Raw genomic sequence first — 18863 nt, forward strand, 5'->3', positions numbered from 1 at the left:
ACTATGAAACAGATTAAATTATTGGGTCTTATAATGGCCATTGCTTTTATGAGCGCAACAGGTGTAGCTCAAGATTTTAGTAAGTATGATAAAGTCAGGGAAATGAATGCTTTTGTTGTTAATAAGAGTATGCTAAAACTTATGAGTAAACTGGATTTGGACAGTGAAGACGAAGATGTGAAGGTGTATCTTGATTTAGTCGAAAATCTAGACGATATCAGAATTTATACCACTGAAAGTCTTGAATATGGTAAACAGTTACAGGCAGATTTTGATGCTTTGAAGTCCAAAAACAATTTAGTTGAATTGATGCGGGTGAAAAGCGATGGTAAAAATGTGAATTTTTACATTAAACCTGGCAAATCAGACGATTATGTAAATCAACTTTTAATGTTCATTAATTCTTCTGAAAAAAACGATACTCAATCTGTTTTGATGCTCATCAACGGGAATATCGACTTAAAGAATATTTCAAAACTTACGAGTCAAATGAATATTCCTGGCGGAAAGTCTTTAGAAAATCTTAAAAATCAATAGATATGAAAAAGTTGATATGTTTATTATCCTGTATTTTTATTGTCGGCGCGTGTAACGATAAAAAGAGTTTGCAAGAGTATTTTGTGGAAAAGGAAGATTCAGCACAATTTATATCTGCAAGTCTTCCAACAGGAACTTTATTTCAGAATTTGGACAGCTTATCTGCAGAACAAAACAATAGTTTAAAGAAAATTGAAAAAATAAATTTGCTGGCACTTTCCAAAAACAAAGACTCAGTTTTACTTCAAAAAGAAAGGCGTGATCTTAAACTGATTCTGAGTCAACCAGATTATGAGCCTCTGATAAGCTTTAGCAGTGGTAATAGAGAAGCTAAGTTGCTTTATGTGGGAACGGAGAATGAAATTAATGAACTTATATTTTTTGGATTTGATTCTGAATTAGGATTATTGCTATTGAGAATGAGAGGTAATGATGTGAATGCTAGTGATATTTATCAAATAAGTCAATCTGCTCAAAGCTTAAACATAAATGCCCTACCTCAGGATTTTGGAAATATTTTTGAAAATTTAGAGAAATAAGAAATTTCACATTAAAGTTATGTTAGATTACTTTCTTTTTTAAATATATTTAAGATATTTAACCAAAATTAAATCTAATTATGAGTACACTAATTATAATATTTAAAGTTATTATCGCTTTAGGAATATTAAACGTCTGGCTATTGAGATTCAACAAAAAGACAGAGTGGCGTGGAGGTGGAGCCGGAAGTATGAATGAGGAATTTGAAAAGTATGGATTACCTGTTTGGTTTGTTCCAGTTATTGGTTTTCTTAAACTTCTATTTGCAACTCTCCTTGTTATCAGCATATTTAAACCAGGCTATAATTTAGACCTTATAGGTTCTATTGGTATGGGAGTTTTAATGATTGGTGCTATAGGCATGCACATTAAAGTTAATGACGAATTAAAGCGCTCATTACCTGCCTTTTTAATGTTGGTAATGTCTGCAATTATAGCCTTTGCTTAAGGTTTAGTTTCCAAATTCGTAATATCGATGGGTATTCCGAAGACACTTTTTTTAGTAGATACAATCATTCCAGACTGGGTTTCGACCCAGTCTTTCCATTTTGCTTCAAGCCCTCCAACCGGGATAATTGAAACCCACATTTTAAAAGATTCAGGTTTGTTGTTTTCATCTACTTTCCATAAATAAGAGTCTCCAGGAGTTGATCCACCAGAGGTATATGTGACCAATAAACCTTTATCCCCATTCTCCTCAACAATTCTTCTTTCTACACTGTCTTCCATCAGTTTATATGGGGCAATCAGCCAGAATGAATCGTTATTGAAGTTTTTGATGGAAGATTTAATGAGTTTATCGTCATTTGATTTTTTTGATGAAATCACTTCACTGTTAGAATAGTCATTTAAATCAAGTTTTACTTTATAATCATCTGATTTCACAATAACGAAGTTTTCAGCTTTATACCATTCGTAAGAATGAATTCCTGCGAATGTCCAACTTATCACTTTCGTGTTTTCAAAGGCCTCATAATTTAATTCTTCCAAAATCTTTTGTGCAAGCTTATCTGCCTCAGCGCCTTGTTGGCCTTCTGGTAGTTCTTCTGATAAGAAATAGCTTGTAATTGTGATTATCAGAATAAGGCTCAGTAAAGCTATTCCAATGACCTTTAATATTTTAAGTAGGAGTTTCATAACTGTTATTTCTGTTCATTAATCTTTTTCATGCAAAATGCTCTTATGTCTTCAAAAAAACTTCTGAATTCTTCTTCAAACTCATTTTGATGCAACAAATAGATGTCAACGCCTTTGTGGAGTTGAGTTTCATGTTTGGTTTTGTTGTTCATCTGTTTTAAAATACTAGTCAAGTTACCAAGGTCAGCATAACTGAGTAGCCAGTTGTGTTCTATCATGTAAGGAACAACTTTGCTAATTTTTTTTGGAAGCAGATGCTGATTACTATCCAGCAGAAGATAAAATTCTTCGGCGAAGCTAGGTAGTTCTACATCGCAATATACATCCCAATTTTTAGCCAGGATATGATCGTAAATCATATCGATAACAACGCCATTGTAATGTCTGAGTTCATCAAAAAAGCGGTGAGCTCCTTTAGAAACCAAGGGGTGATGATCGGTAAAGTTGTCAATAGCTCTATGCAGTAAAATTCCTTTCTGAATTTCTTTAGGATATTTTAGGTAAGACTTTCCTTTGATTTCATCTGCCATGAAGTTTCCAAGCTTCAGCAAGTCGTCATTTCCGGAAAGATAGATGTGAGCCAAATAATTCATTGCTCTAAAGTATATTATTAAGCAGTTTTAGCAAATATTTTATGAGTTAAATCTTTTGACTTGTATCTTTACCCCACAAAAATTTCATCAAAACCATAATTATGACACTTATTAAATCTATATCTGGAATTCGAGGAACCATTGGCGGACATGTTGGCGATAATCTGACGCCTCTGGATATCGTAAAATTTTCTGCTGCTTATGGTCAATGGATAAAAACCCAAAGGAATAAAGAAAATTACAAAGTTGTCGTTGGAAGGGATGCAAGAATTTCTGGTAAGATGGTTCAATCTCTTGTGATGCAAACTTTGTCTGGAATGGGTATTCATGTTGTCGATTTAGAACTTTCTACTACTCCAACAGTGGAAGTAGCTGTAAAAATGGAACATGCAGACGGAGGAATAATTTTAACAGCAAGCCATAATCCTAAACAGTGGAACGCTTTGAAGCTTCTAAATAAAGATGGCGAGTTTTTGAATGCAGAGGAGGGCGAACAGATTTTAAAATTTGTTGACCAGGAAGATTTTGAATTTGCCGAAATTGATGATTTGGGTAAAATCACATATCACAATGCCTATATCGATCTACATATTGAAGAAATAATTGATTTGGATTTGGTTGAGGTAGATCGCATTAAAGCGGCCAACATAAAAGTGGTGGTAGATGCCGTTAACTCAACTGGCGGGATTTCTATTCCTCCATTATTAGAAATGCTTGGTGTTGAGGTAGTCAAACTCTATTGCGAACCTACGGGAGAATTTCCTCATAACCCAGAGCCACTTGCCAAACATCTTACTGAATTGTCTGAAAAGGTTAAAGATCATCATGCAGATTTTGGAATTGCTGTAGATCCTGATGTGGATAGATTAGCATTTGTTGACGAAAATGGAGAAATGTTTGGTGAAGAATACACTTTGGTAAGTATTGCCGATTATGTTTTGAGTAGAAAAAAAGGCGCTACGGTTAGTAATTTATCATCGTCAAGAGCGCTAAGAGATATTACCGTAAAACATGGCTGTGAATATTTTTCCAGCGCTGTAGGTGAAGTGAATGTTGTTGCTAGAATGAAGGAAGTCAATGCGGTGATAGGAGGTGAAGGGAACGGAGGGGTTATATATCCTGAACTCCACTACGGAAGAGACAGTTTGGTGGGTGTTGCTTTGTTTTTGAGTTTGTTGACTGAGAAACAAATGAAGGTGTCTGAACTAAGGCAAACCTATACGTCTTACTATATGGCGAAGGAAAAGATTGAATTAACTCCAGACCTTAACGTTGATTCTTTACTGAATAAAATTCAGGAAATCTATAAAGATGAAGATATAACAACTATTGATGGCGTAAAAATTGATTTTCCAGAGAACTGGGTGCACCTAAGAAAATCGAATACTGAGCCTATAGTTAGAATCTACACTGAAGCTAAAAGTCAAAAAGAAGCAGATGAACTAGCTCAGCGTTTTATATCTGAACTTGAAGAACTGAGCAAGTAAAAAACTGAAAAGACTTCAGGTGATTGCATGTTTATAGTGGATTTCTAAATAGATATTCTCACTTCTCTACCAGATGTGAGCTTCGAAGTCAACTTTGGTTTTAAGCTTAATTTCTATAAAATTAAAAGTCAACTAAGGCAAAATCAGAAAAGATAAGCAGTATAGGATAGGTAACTGGGGTTTTGGTTAAATAAAGACCGTGACCTTATTTATACTTTCCTATGCTTCCAGCGCTTGTGAGTCCATAGGTAATAGGCGGGTTCCTCATGTATTTGTTTTTCCAGTAAAGTAAGAAATTGGTCTGTTATTTTATAGTCTGGGATCAACTTTGGTTGATCGGTGATCAGCTCGAAACTGCATTTGTAGTGCCCACGTTTCACTTTAGAGATTTTGGTAAATACAACGGCATGATCAAGTTTTTTGGCCATCATTTCGGCACCTGTGTAAACCGGAACCTCTACTCCCATAAATTCCTGCCAATGAAAAGCTTTATCTCTTTTTGGCGATTGGTCCGAAATAAAACCGCTAACGGTGAGTTCTCCTTTTGCATTGACTTCGTTTAATACTTTCACTGTTTCCTTTGTAGTGATGAGGTAAGTATCATATTTTGCTCTTATGCGTTTTACCAATCTATCAAAATACTTATTTTTCAATCGCTTATAAATACCGTAGCCTTTATGATTTATGAAGGTTTGCAAAATAAAAATCCATTCCCAATTTCCATAATGTCCTAAAATTAAAACTGCACTTTTATTTTTCTTTTCCAATTCTGAAAAAATGGATAGATTTTCCAACTGAAAACGCTTTTCGGCTTCTTCTTTTGAAATGGAAATCGATTTAATTGCTTCGAATATCATATCACATAAATGCTTATAAAATTTCTTGGCGATAGCTTCGTGTTGTGATTTTGAATAGTCAGGGAATGCAAGTTTTAGATTATTGACAACCACCTTTTTGCGATAGGCGAATACATTGTAAACCAATATGTAAACTGCATCGGAGAGAATGTAAATAAGTTTGAAAGGAAGTTTTGAAATGACCCACAAAAAAGGGTACACTATAACATAAATCAATAATTGCATCAAGGGTAATTTTGGGCAAAGATAGGTATATTTGGCTTTTTGAGTTTTGAAAATTATGGGAGGATTAGATTTTATTGTTATTGCGATTATTGCTGCAAATGTGTTGATTTCTTTTAAGGGATTTAATGATTATGAATTCTTTAATCGTTATAAATTTGAAATCTCTTCAATCAAAGGAGGTGATAAAATCAGAATCCTTAGTTCTGCTTTTCTACATGTAGATACAACTCATCTTTTTGTAAATATGTTGACTCTGTATTTTTTTGCCTCCAGTGTGGTTAGCTTCGTTGGGACTGGTGGTTTTTTGCTGATTTATTTTGGAAGTTTAGCTCTGGGGAATTTGCTTTCGCTGCAATTCCATAAAAATGAACCTTACTATACAGCAGTAGGAGCGAGTGGTGCTGTTGTGGGTGTTTTGTATGCTGCAATACTTCTTCAGCCCGACATGATGTTAGGCTTATTTTTTATCATTCCTATTCCAGCTTATGTGTTTGGGATAGGGTATTTATTTTATTCCATTTGGGCTATGAAAGCTCGGAGAGATAACGTTGGACACGATGCGCATTTTGGTGGCGCTATGGGAGGATACTTCATTACGTTATTGCTATCTCCGTGGGTTTTACAAGAACATTTATTGATGGTGGTTCTACTGGCCTTGCCTATTGTTGTACTTTTTGTTTTGCAAAAGATGGGAAAACTATAATTTTATATATTCTCTTGCGTTATTTTTTATTCTAGGTTGGTCATCACCTATATTTGCAAATATTTTTTATCTATGAAATTCTTCAAATTTATTTTTAGTAAAGCTTTTTTGCTTCAGTTGATAATTGCTGCAGTTGTTACTGTGGTTTTGGTTTTTGGGGCTTTAAAATATTTAGATATCAAGACTGATCATAACGAAACAGTAGAAGTTCCAGACTTATCAAAATTTGAGTTGGACATTGTTGATAAAAAATTGGAAGAAATGAACTTGAGACGTGAAGTTTTAGATTCAGCTAATTATAATCCAAACTATCCTCCTTATTCTGTTTTGGATCAAGTTCCAAAACCTGGAAAACAGGTAAAGGAAAATCGTAAAATTTACCTAACACTTAATCCATCTGGATATATTGATGTAGAAATACCTAAAGATTTGACGAGGAAGACTAGAAGACAGGTGGAACCAACTCTTATAGCTTTAGGATTTCAGATTGGCGATATTATTATGAAACCTGATATTGCTAAAGGAGCAGTTTTAGGATTGAGACACAAAGGCGAAACCATCGAAGCTGGTGATAAATTGCCCAAAACAAGTACTATAGACTTAGTAGTAGGAGACGGCAGTTTGTAGACTGTTCCTTCCTTTCAAAATTTCCAAACCATAATCACAATGCAAACACACGACAATCTAGACGAGAATGATGATCTTTATGAGCATCATAGTTTCAAAGCCACAAAAGGTCAGGAGCCATTACGTGTAGATAAGTTTTTGATGAATTTTATAGAGAACGCCACACGTAACAAAGTACAACAAGCTGCGAAGGATGGCAACATCTACGTCAACGGTATTGCTGTGAAGCAAAATTATAAAGTGAAAGCGGGAGATGAGGTGAAAGTTTTATTGGCATATCCTCCTTATGAAAATTTACTTACCCCGGAAAATATTCCCTTGGATGTAGTATATGAGGATGAAGCGCTTCTTGTAGTAAATAAACCCGCAGGCATGGTGGTTCATCCGGGACATGGAAATTATTCAGGAACTCTTATTAATGCTTTGATCTATCACTTTGATAATTTGCCAAACAACAGCAGTGATCGTCCAGGTTTGGTACATCGAATCGATAAAGATACAAGCGGATTATTGGTAATTGCCAAAACAGAATCTGCAATGGCTTACCTTACCAATCAGTTCTTTCATAAGACCAGTAAGCGAGAATACATAGCATTGGTTTGGGGAAATATGGATGACGATGAAGGAACTATAGAAGGCAATATTGGGAGAAACCCAAAAAACAGACTTCAAAACGTTGTTTTTGGTGGAGATGAAGCTGACCAAGGCAAACCTGCAGTCACCCATTATAAAGTCATAGAGCGTTTAGGTTACGTCACTTTGATTTCATGTCAATTGGAAACAGGTAGAACTCATCAAATTCGTGTCCATCTCAAGCATATTGGTCATACTCTTTTCAATGATGAGCGCTATGGTGGTGATAAAATATTGAAAGGGACAACTTTCACCAAATACAAACAGTTCGTAGATAATTGTTTTAAAATTCTACCCCGGCAGGCTTTGCATGCCAAAACATTAGCATTTGAACATCCTGTTACCAAAAAATGGATGGAATTTGATTCTGAAGTGCCTGCTGATATTTCAGATTGTGTAGAAAGGTGGAGGAATTATGCTAAAAATAGTAAAGAAAATATTTGAAATAAGATAAGGTTATAGTGTTATCTGAAATTATTAGTTAACTATATAATTTACCTTTTGAAATTATTTTAAATTTAAACAAAAAATGAAATTAGTTGTATCCCCTGCAAAGTCATTAAATCAAGAATCCAAATTTCCAACAGATAAATATACAAGACCCATTTTTGAAGAATTGGCAGGACAAGTCAATCGTAAATTATCAAGAATGTCGAAGGATGAGATAGCAGAGCTTATGAGTATAAGCGATAAGCTTGCAGATCTCAATTATGGTCGATACCAAGATTTTGAAGAACAACATACTTTAGAAAATTCCAGACCTGCTATTTATATGTTTGACGGTGATGTGTATTCTGGAATTGATGCCTATTCTATTCCTGAAGATAAAATCGATCGGTTACAAGATTCATTGAGGATCTTATCTGGTATGTATGGGGTTTTAAAACCACTTGATTTGATTCAGCCTTATAGATTGGAGATGGGAACAAAACTATCTATAGAATCTAATGATGATTTGTATGAATTGTGGAAGGATAAAATCACAACACAACTCAATTCTGAACTGGATACGGATGAGCTTTTCGTCAACCTGGCAAGTCAGGAATATTTTAAAGCAGTAGATCTCAAAAAGCTCAACGCTGAAATTATTAGCCCTGTTTTTAAAGACTTTAAAAATGGTAAACTTAAAATTATAAGTTTTTATGCTAAGAAAGCTAGAGGGCTTATGGTAAGATATATTTTAGATCAAAACATAGATTCCTTAGAAGGTATCAAAGGATTTGATTATGACGATTATCACTTCTCTGAAGAACATACGAAAAAGGCTACGGAGCCTGTATTCATAAGATAGTTGCTGGTGAAATTTAAGAGTAAAAAAGATATCAGTTCACGATTTATAATAGTAGGATTTTCACTGCTTTTTATAATTCTAATCAGCGAAAGTTTTTTATTCGTTGATTTTTCAGTGCCTTATTTAATTGTTTTTGATTCAATTATAGTATTGATATGGTTGCTCATCTTTTGGATTTATTTTGGAACCTACTACAAAATAAAAAACAGAAAACTATTTATAAAGAGTGGTCCTTTTCGCAATAAAATAAAAATTGAATGCATCAAAAAAATTCTTGTTGGTAAAACGTCAGCATCTGGTTCACAGCTTGGAACTTCCAGGCAAGGACTTATTATTTATGATATTAAGGGAAAGGAAATTTACATTTCACCAAAAAACAATGATGAATTTGTTGATTACATCAAAGAAATGAAACCTTCCATTGAAGTTGAAATTTATGAACGTCACATATTGAAATAATGTTCTTCGTCTTTGGAAAGAAGTCTAGATTTTATAATAAATCTAAAGCCTTCTGGAATTTCTAAAGAAAAACTAGAACCTCTTCCTTCGGTAATGTCCACGGTAAGGTGAGTGTGTTTCCAATATTCAAATTGAGCTTCATTCATATAGAATTTAACACCTCCAATTTCTCCCATAAAAATGTCTGATTCATCCAGATAAAAATCTTCTTTGGGAAGAAGCATAGGCGAGGATCCATCACAACAACCACCGCTTTGATGAAAAATAACGTTTCCATGTTTTGCCTTCAATTCTTTCAAAACTTTTTCTGCCTCTTCAGTTATATCAACTCGTGTGTACGTCATATTTATTTTACTTATAGTTAAAAACCAAACACCTCAATCTTTTAAGTTAGCAGTATTTAATTCAGCATGAACTAAAAAATTAAGATGTTGGGTGTAAATTATTTAAATTGATATTTTAATTCTAAAAGAAACCGAGCTTATTTTTATCGTAAGAAATCAACATATTCTTGGCTTGGCGGTAATGGTTAAGCATCATTAAGTGGTTCTCTCGACCAAATCCAGATTTCTTATAACCTCCAAACGGAGCGTGAGCTGGATAATCGTGGTAACAATTCACCCAAACCCGACCAGCTTTTATAGCTCTAGGAATTTGATATAACTGGTGAGCATCTCTTGTCCAAACGCCAGCTCCAAGGCCATATAAAGTATCGTTTGCGATTTCTAAGGCTTCATCTTCATCTTTAAATTTACAGACGGCTAGAACAGGGCCAAAAATTTCTTCCTGAAAGACTCTCATTTTGTTATGTCCTTCAAGAATAGTAGGCTGAATATAAAATCCATCAGCATATTCTCCACTAGCTTTGAAGGCTTCACCACCACAAAGAACTTTAGCGCCTTCTTCTTTACCTATGTCCATATAAGATAGTATTTTTTGATACTGGTCGTTGGAAGCCTGAGCACCAATCTGGGTATTCATATCGAATGGATCTCCTTGAGTGATGGCTTTAGTTCTTTCTACAACGCGTTTCATAAATTCATCGTAAATGTCTTCTTGTACCAAAAGTCGGGAAGGACAGGTACAAACTTCGCCTTGGTTGAAAGCAAAAAGTACGGCTCCTTCAATACATTTGTCCAGAAATGCATCATCATGATCCATCACAGAGTTGAAGAACACATTAGGTGATTTTCCACCCAATTCCATCGTTACTGGATTTAAGTTTTTAGAAGCATACTGCATAATAAGCTGTCCTGTGGTGGTTTCTCCTGTAAAAGCTACTTTGTTTACTTTAGAACTGGAAGCCAAAGGTTTTCCTGCTTCTGGTCCAAATCCGTGGATGACATTTAAGACTCCGGGAGGGAGTAAATGACCTATTTTTTCCATCAAGAACGTTGCAGAACTTGGGGTTTGTTCTGCTGGTTTTAGAACCACGCAGTTTCCAGAGGCAAGGGCGGGAGCAACTTTCCAGGCTAGCATGAGCATTGGGAAATTCCATGGAATAATTTGTGCGACTACACCCAAAGGTTCTTTGATGATTAGAGAAAGGGTGTTTTCATTGAGCTCTGTGGCACTGCCTTCCTCAGCTCTTATGGCTGAAGCAAAATATCTGAAGTGATCAACAGCTAGAGGAATATCTGCATTCACTGTTTCTCTGATGGCTTTACCATTATCGTAGGTGTCAATCGCAGCGAAATCATTTAAGTTTTCTTCAATAGCATCAGCTATTTTTTGAAGAATTGAAGCTCTATGGGCTGCTGATGTATTTCCCCAGGCCACTTTTGCTGCATTAGCAGCCTCTACCGCTTTCTCTACATCTTCCTTTTGAGATCTTGGATATTTGGCAATTAACTGATTATTGGTTGGAGAGGTATTTTCAAAATACTGTCCACCAATTGGATCTACAAATTCTCCGTTGATATAATTACCATACTTCTCTTTGAATTTAGGTTTTGTGTGATTCATAAAATTATCTGTTTAAAAATTAGAATTAGTTAAAATTAGAGTATATACATTCGTTATAATATAATAATTCTATTTTTAATTATCATTATTCTATTTATTTAAGATGATTACAGGAAAAACACCACAAACACATAAAAGTCTGAGAAAAATTGAAACCCTAGTTGAGAACAGAACGATTTATTCTGCAGATTTTGCAGAGATGAATATTTATGAAACTCACCAAAAGGCAGATCAGGTTTACTTAGAGTTTGATTTTCCTATCATTGCGAGTATGATTTCTGGTAGAAAAATTATGCATTTAGAAAATAAAGCAACTTTTGATTTTTTACCTGGCGAATCTGTGGTATTACCTTCCAAAAAGAAAATGGTTATTGATTTTCCTGACGCTACTTTAGATTCTCCAACTCAATGTATGGCTTTAGGGATCGACTCTAAAAAAATTCAGGAAACGATAGACGTCTATCAAAATGCGACGGAGATTGAAGAAAATTTTGCCATGAGCTCAGGGTTAAATCTGTCACCACTTCATCTCAATAATAATTCTCAGGTGCAACATTTAATAGATAGACTTCTTCAAACTTTTACCAGCGGTCATAAATCCAAAGATGCCCTCTTGGATGTTATGATCAAGGAATTGATTTTACGCTTACTGCAAACTAATGCAAGAGCAGCTCTGCTGGATGAAACGTCTTACCTTTTTGATAATAACAGAATGGCGTTTGTTTTAAAATATATTCGAGAACATTTTAAAGAAGAGATAAGTGTTGATACTCTTGCAAATAAGGCCTGCATGAGTTCATCTCATTTTTACAAAACTTTCAAAAACACTTTAGGTGAAACACCTATGGAATACCTTAACGGAGAACGATTGAAACAGGCAAAGAAAATGATAAGATCTACTAATCATAAGCTTTCAGAAATTGCTTTTTCCTGTGGGTTTAATAGTTCTAGCTATTTCAATACACAATTCAAAAAGCAAGAAGGCATGACGCCAAGCCAATTCAGAAAATCCATTTTAGGATATTAGTTTTTAAAAAACTGATATTTATCATATTCATTTCATTATTAGATCATAATGTAACTTTTGTTTCTTTAAACATTATATGCATCAGCTAATTTAGCTTCATAATAAAAAAATAAATTATGAAAGTTGAACAAATTTATACAGGATGTATTGCTCATGCAGCATACTATGTTGAAAGTAAAGGTGAAGCGGCTATTTTTGACCCCTTAAGAGAAGTCCAGCCTTATATTGATAAAGCCAATGAGGATAATGCAAACATTAAATACGTTTTTGAAACTCATTTTCATGCTGATTTTGTCAGTGGTCATTTAGATCTTGCAAAAAAGACTGGAGCAGACATTGTTTTTGGTCCTACGGCTAAGCCAAGTTTTGAGGCTCTTATCGCCAAAGATAATCAGGAGTTCAAAGTTGGTGATTATACTATAAAGGCAATACACACTCCAGGACATACTATGGAATCTACCACTTACCTTTTGATTGATGAAAAAGGTAAAGAGCATGGAATCATAACTGGAGATACCTTATTTATCGGTGATGTGGGCAGGCCAGATCTTGCTCAGCATGTCATTGCAGACCTTACAGAAGAAAAGTTAGCGGCACACCTGTATGATTCGCTTAGAAATAAAATAATGCCGCTATCCGATGATTTGATTGTTTATCCAAATCACGGAGCAGGGAGCGCCTGTGGCAAAATGATGAGTCAGGAAACTACTGATACACTGGGTAATCAAAAGAAAACCAACTATGCTTTGCGTCCGGATATGACCAAAAAAGAATTTATCAAAGAATTGTTGGATGGATTGGCACCACCTCCTGGCTATTTTCCTAAAAATGTTCTGATGAATATCCAAGGTTATGAAAGCATTGATGATATCATAAATAGGGGAGAACAGCCTTTAGAACCGAATGCTTTTGAAGCTGCAGCAAATGAAACTATGGCTTTAATACTAGACACCAGAGAAGCCAAAGATTTTCATAAAGGATTTATTCCAAATAGTGTCAATATTGGTTTGGACAATAACTTTGCTCAGTGGGTAGGAGAATTGATTCCAGACATCAAACAACAAATTCTTTTGGTTACAGATCCTGGTAAAGAAGAGGAAAGCATAATACGTTTAGCAAGAGTAGGCTACGATCACGCTATAGGATATTTGAAAGGGGGTATGGAAGCTTGGAAAGATTCAGGTAGAGAAATTGATAAGGTGGATAGAATCACCGTAGAAGAATTAGAAAAAAGGATTAAGTCTAATTCTGCAAAAGTTTTTGATGTGAGGAAGAAAAGCGAATATCAATCTCAGCATATTCAGGGAGCAGAAAATACACCTTTGAATGAACTGAATAAGCATTTAGCAGAATTTCCCAAAACTGAATTTATCATTCACTGTCAGGGAGGCTATCGAAGCATGATAGCCGCTTCCATATTGAAGCAACGCGGAATTGATAATGTGGTGGATGTGATAGGCGGTTTTGATGAAGTTTTAGAGAATAAAGAGATTCCTAAAACTGACTATGTTTGTCCTTCAACACTCTTATAAAATCTATAAGATCCTAAATAAAAAGAGCTCCAATTTATTGGAGCTCTTTTTATTAAAGATGTAAACCACATTCTGTTTTGGGATTGTTATTCCATCTACCACTTCGGTCTTTTCCAGGCACTGTGCAGTGTTTACAACCTATAGAATGATAACCTTTACTTACCAAAGGATGAAAAGGTAGATTGTGTTTTTTTATAAAACTATCCCTTTCCTTTTTACTTACATCTAAAAGGGGATAGAACTTCAAAATTTCCCCTCTTTGCTCAAAAATATCCAGAGATTCCCTGTGATCGCTCTGCCATTCCATTAAGCCAGAAACCCAAACGGTGTACTTTTCTTTAATGGCTTCCAAGGGTTTTACTTTATTGATAGAGCAACAGAAATCTGGATTTTTGGTCCAGGTTTTATCTTTGGTAGTAAATTCATGTTCTCGCTTTGGAGCAGTTAATGATTTCACATTCAAATGATAGGTTTCTGTGAGTTGTTTCTTGTATTTTATAGTTTCATCAAAATGATACCCCGTATCTATAAAATATATAATCTGGTCTGTATTGACTTCAGAAAAAAGCTTTAGTAAGAAAGCCGACGTAGCTGCAAAAGAACTAGTGACCATAACTTCACCCTGATCAAAATCATCGTATAGGTTTCTAATACGATCAACTATACTTAAAGATTTATATTTTTTATTTAGCTGTTTTATTTCTTGACTGGAAAGTATTCTCTTTTCTATAATTTCACTCATTCTATCTCTAGATATTTTAACTTTGCGAATATAAGTAACTGATTATATTTTGCCTTTATTTAGTAATGATAACTTTAATTGGAGAATTAAATCACCACTTATATTTTCACTTTTAAAATTAAACATATGGGTTTTTTCGACCAGCTTTTTAATACAAAACCGACTCAAAGCGAAAACACTACTAAAGCCAGTAATTTTACCTGGAGAACGCTTGAGGACATCACACAGCTTAATGCCTTAGAAAAGCTCTCTGAGGAAAAATTAGTTGTGATTTTTAAGCATTCTGTGACTTGTGGTATAAGTAATATGGTGTGGCATCAGTTTCAAAACGAAATTGATTTTAATAACGACTATATTGAAATGTTATATCTAGACCTTCTGGCACATCGGGATATTTCAAATGAAATCACAAGACGTTTTCAAGTTTTACACCAATCTCCTCAAATTCTTGTTATTAAAAATGCCGAAGTCCTGCATCATGCTTCACATTCGGCAATTCATATTTCAGATATTAAGCGATTTCTGCCAGAATAATTATTACTGGATTATAAGTTTTCGGGTTGTCGATTGTTGACCATGTGAAAGTCTTACCAAATAAACTCCTGTCGATAGAGAGCTTGTATTAATTTTCAATTCTGAATTTGATACTGGTTCACTTGAAACATTTACCTTTTGACCTGCCATTGAAAATAATTCGATATCAACATCACCATTAAATGTATTCTGATGCTTTAAGTAAACAATTCCTGTTGATGAAGGATTTGGGTATAATTGAATATTATTATAATCTAATTCATTATCCTGAATATTAAGTGTTTCAGGTTCAAAAGCGAGTTCAAACCTATCTGAAGCAACAGATTCTGAAATAGAACTATCTACATTAAAATCAATTTCGTTATCTCCGTTTTCAAGTTCAGTAGTTTCTTCAGTATAGTTGTCTTTTAAGTAGATCTTGAAATTCTCTATATCGGTGACTTCAACTAGCATAGTATATTCCTGGCTAGTATAGTTCCCAATCCAGAATTTCAATGTTTCATCAACCTCTGGAAAACGTCTTCTTTCTATAGCCAGATAACTTGTTTCATTTGCTAGAATGCTGAAGGATTCTTCACTATTCCATAATTTTGTAGCATCAAATTTGTTGACTTCGTTTATAAAGTTATCATTCAATTTAAATCTTACGCCGTCAACAACCTGATTGTCTTTTTTTCTTATTAAAGTTAAATCTATCTTGCCAATCTGTTCTGGAACACTAAAAACTTCATTCGAAGTTATACTGTTAGTTTTATGCTCCTCTTTAAAAACTAATGTTGGAGGATTTTGATCATCTGCAGTTGGAGATGTTTTGAGAAACACAGATTGGTTCGGCTGAATATATCTAAAATCTTCTTCATTTGATGAAGTAGTACTTTTTACAGATGGAATGTATTCTACGGGTTCTGACTCCAAATCTACAGTAACATATCCTCCTCTTGTTTGTAGTTTTGGAGTCCAGGCGTAATAAGATTCTTGATTTAAATGTGAAGAACTCTCCTTTAAAGCTTTCTTAAGATCGACTTGAGCTTGGTATGGATTCCCTAAAAGTGTAAAACCATCAGGAGTTTTGTTTAATTCTTGTGAAACATCAACATTTCCAGTCACAATCTCTCCAGTGCTTCGCAAAGTTGTAGATCCAGTGTATGCTGAGTTACTAGAATAAATATTGGTGCTTCGGTCACCTCTTATAAGAATGCTATAAGATTTTCCCACTTCTAGTTTTTGATCAATTGTATTTGTAATGGCCTCCCAGCTTCCAGAATCTAAATTCCATGTAAACATGGAAGAATTTCCAGTAAGTGAAGCATCTAATCCATTTTGACCTGATTTGTTTCCAGTAATGTGTGTTCCGTAGCTTGGATTAGGATTTTTATTAGAATTATAATTATTCACAGTGTTATTCACCCCTTCTTGCCAGTCATCGTTTATAGATCCAATTGAATTAACAGATGAACTTAAATATCTATAAGCTCTGTTAGAAGAAGGTAGATAACGTTCGATTCTTACAGCTCCAATGATTTTACTATTACCCTTAACTTCAGAAAGTATAGCTGTTTGATCAGAATCCGATTTGAAAGTGATTAAATTATTGTCAGGAGTTTCGGATAGATAACCTGTTATCAAATTACCATCTACCAATTCAATATTCTTGAAGATATCTATATTTCCTTCCAAAAGTTCAACGTTGTCTTTTTTGTTATCGATAATCAACGAACCAATTTCAGTTGTATGTTTAAAACTTAAAGTTTGAGTTTGTTTACCTTTCATCTCGATAGAACCTTCACGAGAGTTAAATTCTCCTTCAATTTTTAAATCCCCTTCAATTTCTAAAACATTTAGGTTAGTTAGCTTTGCATCTGGATTTACAAAGACACTTTTTACTTCCAATTTTTTATTTATAATCGGTTGGTTCTGAGTTTTTAGAATAAGGATATTATTTTTCTTTTTTATATTTCCAGACCAGTTATTTTTATTATTAGTGTCAGAAGATTCTTTCCCGAGCCAGATGACAACCTTACTGTCATCTTCATTTTCTTTATCAGAAATATTTCCGGTCAAGTTCCAGTTATCTGGTAAATCGTTTAAATCTTCTATAAAAATACTACTTGGATCTATAGCAATTATTTGTCCTCCATAACCTCCAGCGTCATCAATTTTCAGAATGTTATTTCCAAAATCAGTAAAAATTTCTCCAGATAATGTTAGATCTTCAAATGAAGCTTCCCCCATAAATTTCAAACGAGCGTTTTCTTTGATCTGTGTATCTTCATCAAACACTAGTCCCTGGTTGGCTTCTAAATACCCTTTCTGCAAATTCACATCACCATCGATTTCTAGAAAACCGTAAGCTATTAACTTAGCATCATCACTGTCACTTGCGTAATCTTCACCGAACTCGGCTTCGTCATAGAGCTCAATCGTTCCTTTATTCATTACATTTTCCTCAAATTCAGATTCACCTGAAATAGATAAGGTACCACTATTATTTGTAGAGCCTTTAATCTTAACATCGTTATCAGCAATAAAACTACCAGAATTGGTTAGTGATTTTTCAATTTCAACTTCACCTCCAAATTTAACTGTTCCATTATTATCAAAATCTCCATCAAATTCAAAATCATCCAAAACTTCAAATGACATATATTCTCCAATAATGATTCGATTTTGTTTTATTTCTAATTCTGATTCTGAATCACTAAAAAGATTTCCTGAATTGAAATTGCTATAACCTTCAATTTTAAGTTTTGCGTCGTTTAAATTTTTAATAAAACCTCCATCAAAATTAAATTTAGATTCCATTTTTCCATAATTAATTACGGAAGAACTTTGATCAAGAATTAATTCATGATCGTATTCAAACTCACCGTAATTATAAATGGTTTTAGATTCTTCAAATTCTAAACCATCTGATTCAAATTTGACGTCTTCACCAATACATAAAGTGACATTGTTTCCAAGTTTTTTCCAATTGAGCTCGAAGTCAAAGTCCCCTTTGAAACATATAGTCTTATTTTTTGATTGATCATAAGTAGCATAGGGAAAATTTTGATCCTCACCTGTAATAGTTATATCACAATCACAGTCATTTTCTATAGTCTGAGCAACACTAGATATACTTAAGCTTAAACTAAGTATTAAAAGTAAAAATTTACCCATTTAATTTTTTTTGCAAAAATATAGTACAATATTAAAACTGTATTGTTTATAATTGATCTCATATATTAATAATTGCTTTTGTGGAGTTAATGTTTTACAAATGAATATGTTGAAATGTCAGTTTTTGTAGTACATGTACTACTATAACGATTTCGTAAGGAAAGTAAATAGCCTTGATTTAAAGTAAATAAATAAAAAAAAGCAATTTGGAAAAACTATAGACAAATAGGACGGTCTTATAGTTTGAGATATGAAACACCAATACGACTATAATAATTTGAAATCATGTACATGGGATATGAAACAACTTTAATTTAAATTGGTCCAAAATTTTAATTATGAACAACACAGACTTATTAAAAGCAGTCAAGAATCAGAAATTAAATGAAGTAAAAGATATTCTTAAGCACAATTCATTTCAAATTAATATGAAAGATGAAAGAGGTTTCACTCCATTACTTTATGCAACTTACACGGATAATGTCCAAATTGTTAAAATATTACTTGAGTATAATCCAGATGTCAATACTCAAGACGTGACTGGTAATACGGCACTAATGGGTGTGAGTTTTAAAGGAAATCTTGACATGGTTAGCTTGTTATTAAGCAATGATGCTGATATTAACCTAACCAATAATAAAGGCGCTACAGCGCTTATCTATGCAGTATGTTTCAATAGACCTGAAGTTGTAAAGTTACTGATAGAGCATAATGCAGATGTATCATTAAAGGATCAGGATGGACTCACTGTTAAAGATCATGCAGAGAAATTAGGCTTTGAAGAGATTAAAGATATTCTTCAGTAAGATTAAGAC

The 18863-nt window shown here is 33.9% G+C and carries 20 protein-coding genes; 13 read left to right on the top strand and 7 right to left on the bottom strand.

Features of this window, described 5'->3' with window-relative positions:
* The first annotated feature begins 3 nt into the window (after nt 1-3).
* The 3 genes from LB449_RS05140 (at nt 4) to LB449_RS05150 (ending at nt 1525) form a co-directional block, all read left to right on the top strand.
* Nucleotides 4-537 (top strand): DUF4252 domain-containing protein, encoded by a 534-nt coding sequence (locus tag LB449_RS05140; protein WP_224453996.1) that lies wholly within the window; start codon nt 4-6, stop codon nt 535-537.
* Nucleotides 538-539: 2 nt separating this feature from the next.
* Complete coding sequence (locus LB449_RS05145; RefSeq protein ID WP_224453997.1) at nt 540-1076, top strand: DUF4252 domain-containing protein; 537 nt, start codon at nt 540-542, stop codon at nt 1074-1076.
* Between the two features lie 80 nt (nt 1077-1156).
* Nucleotides 1157-1525 (top strand): DoxX family protein, encoded by a 369-nt coding sequence (locus LB449_RS05150; RefSeq protein WP_224453998.1) that lies wholly within the window; start codon nt 1157-1159, stop codon nt 1523-1525.
* Here the strand turns inward: LB449_RS05150 and LB449_RS05155 are convergent.
* Nucleotides 1522-2214, bottom strand: coding sequence for a hypothetical protein (locus LB449_RS05155; protein WP_224453999.1), 693 nt, complete (start codon nt 2212-2214; stop codon nt 1522-1524). The genes LB449_RS05150 and LB449_RS05155 overlap by 4 nt on opposite strands.
* 5 nt (nt 2215-2219) lie before the next feature.
* Nucleotides 2220-2807 carry an acyl carrier protein phosphodiesterase gene (locus LB449_RS05160; protein WP_224454000.1) on the bottom strand — a complete coding sequence of 196 codons (588 nt, stop codon included), beginning with the start codon at nt 2805-2807 and terminating at the stop codon, nt 2220-2222.
* 101 nt (nt 2808-2908) lie between these two features.
* Between LB449_RS05160 and glmM the strand changes: the two genes are divergently transcribed.
* Nucleotides 2909-4294, top strand: coding sequence for a phosphoglucosamine mutase (glmM, locus tag LB449_RS05165; RefSeq protein ID WP_224454001.1), 1386 nt, complete (start codon nt 2909-2911; stop codon nt 4292-4294).
* Between the two features lie 209 nt (nt 4295-4503).
* On the opposite strand, the gene LB449_RS05170 is transcribed toward glmM, so the two are convergent.
* Nucleotides 4504-5376 carry a lysophospholipid acyltransferase family protein gene (locus LB449_RS05170; protein ID WP_224454002.1) on the bottom strand — a complete coding sequence of 291 codons (873 nt, stop codon included), beginning with the start codon at nt 5374-5376 and terminating at the stop codon, nt 4504-4506.
* A 55-nt stretch (nt 5377-5431) separates the two neighbouring features.
* Between LB449_RS05170 and LB449_RS05175 the strand changes: the two genes are divergently transcribed.
* The 5 genes from LB449_RS05175 (at nt 5432) to LB449_RS05195 (ending at nt 9089) form a co-directional block, all read left to right on the top strand.
* Nucleotides 5432-6079: a rhomboid family intramembrane serine protease gene (locus LB449_RS05175; protein WP_224454003.1), complete on the top strand. Its 648-nt coding sequence runs from the start codon at nt 5432-5434 to the stop codon at nt 6077-6079.
* 72 nt (nt 6080-6151) lie between these two features.
* Nucleotides 6152-6706, top strand: a complete 555-nt coding sequence (locus LB449_RS05180) for a PASTA domain-containing protein (RefSeq protein ID WP_224454004.1) — start codon at nt 6152-6154, stop codon at nt 6704-6706.
* 39 nt (nt 6707-6745) lie between these two features.
* Nucleotides 6746-7783, top strand: a complete 1038-nt coding sequence (locus tag LB449_RS05185) for an RluA family pseudouridine synthase (protein WP_224454005.1) — start codon at nt 6746-6748, stop codon at nt 7781-7783.
* An 85-nt stretch (nt 7784-7868) separates the two neighbouring features.
* Nucleotides 7869-8630: a peroxide stress protein YaaA gene (gene yaaA / locus LB449_RS05190; RefSeq protein WP_224454006.1), complete on the top strand. Its 762-nt coding sequence runs from the start codon at nt 7869-7871 to the stop codon at nt 8628-8630.
* A gap of 6 nt (nt 8631-8636) precedes the next feature.
* Nucleotides 8637-9089, top strand: a complete 453-nt coding sequence (locus LB449_RS05195) for a PH domain-containing protein (protein ID WP_224454007.1) — start codon at nt 8637-8639, stop codon at nt 9087-9089.
* Here LB449_RS05195 and LB449_RS05200 read toward each other — a convergent pair.
* Nucleotides 9074-9433, bottom strand: a complete 360-nt coding sequence (locus tag LB449_RS05200; protein WP_224454008.1) for a DUF779 domain-containing protein — start codon at nt 9431-9433, stop codon at nt 9074-9076. The two genes, LB449_RS05195 and LB449_RS05200, sit on opposite strands and share 16 nt — an antisense overlap.
* A 121-nt stretch (nt 9434-9554) precedes the next feature.
* Nucleotides 9555-11054, bottom strand: coding sequence for an aldehyde dehydrogenase family protein (locus tag LB449_RS05205; protein ID WP_224454009.1), 1500 nt, complete (start codon nt 11052-11054; stop codon nt 9555-9557).
* A 103-nt stretch (nt 11055-11157) separates the two neighbouring features.
* Between LB449_RS05205 and LB449_RS05210 the strand changes: the two genes are divergently transcribed.
* Nucleotides 11158-12081, top strand: coding sequence for an AraC family transcriptional regulator (locus LB449_RS05210; protein ID WP_224454010.1), 924 nt, complete (start codon nt 11158-11160; stop codon nt 12079-12081).
* 116 nt (nt 12082-12197) lie between these two features.
* Complete coding sequence (locus tag LB449_RS05215) at nt 12198-13613, top strand: MBL fold metallo-hydrolase (RefSeq protein WP_224454011.1); 1416 nt, start codon at nt 12198-12200, stop codon at nt 13611-13613.
* A gap of 52 nt (nt 13614-13665) precedes the next feature.
* On the opposite strand, the gene LB449_RS05220 is transcribed toward LB449_RS05215, so the two are convergent.
* On the bottom strand, nt 13666-14355 hold the full coding sequence (locus LB449_RS05220) for a phosphoadenylyl-sulfate reductase (protein WP_224454012.1): 690 nt from the start codon (nt 14353-14355) through the stop codon (nt 13666-13668).
* Between the two features lie 126 nt (nt 14356-14481).
* Here LB449_RS05220 and ytxJ point away from each other — a divergent pair, with 126 nt between their 5' ends.
* Complete coding sequence (gene ytxJ / locus LB449_RS05225; RefSeq protein ID WP_224454013.1) at nt 14482-14889, top strand: bacillithiol system redox-active protein YtxJ; 408 nt, start codon at nt 14482-14484, stop codon at nt 14887-14889.
* Between the two features lie 3 nt (nt 14890-14892).
* Here the strand turns inward: ytxJ and LB449_RS05230 are convergent, their stop codons facing one another.
* Complete coding sequence (locus tag LB449_RS05230) at nt 14893-18048, bottom strand: T9SS type A sorting domain-containing protein (RefSeq protein ID WP_224454014.1); 3156 nt, start codon at nt 18046-18048, stop codon at nt 14893-14895.
* A 338-nt stretch (nt 18049-18386) separates the two neighbouring features.
* On the opposite strand from LB449_RS05230, the gene LB449_RS05235 reads away from it, so the two are divergent.
* Nucleotides 18387-18854 carry an ankyrin repeat domain-containing protein gene (locus LB449_RS05235; RefSeq protein ID WP_224454015.1) on the top strand — a complete coding sequence of 156 codons (468 nt, stop codon included), beginning with the start codon at nt 18387-18389 and terminating at the stop codon, nt 18852-18854.
* The last annotated feature ends 9 nt before the right edge of the window (nt 18855-18863 follow it).

Source organism: Psychroflexus lacisalsi (assembly GCF_020164495.1).
GTDB lineage: Bacteria > Bacteroidota > Bacteroidia > Flavobacteriales > Flavobacteriaceae > Psychroflexus > Psychroflexus lacisalsi.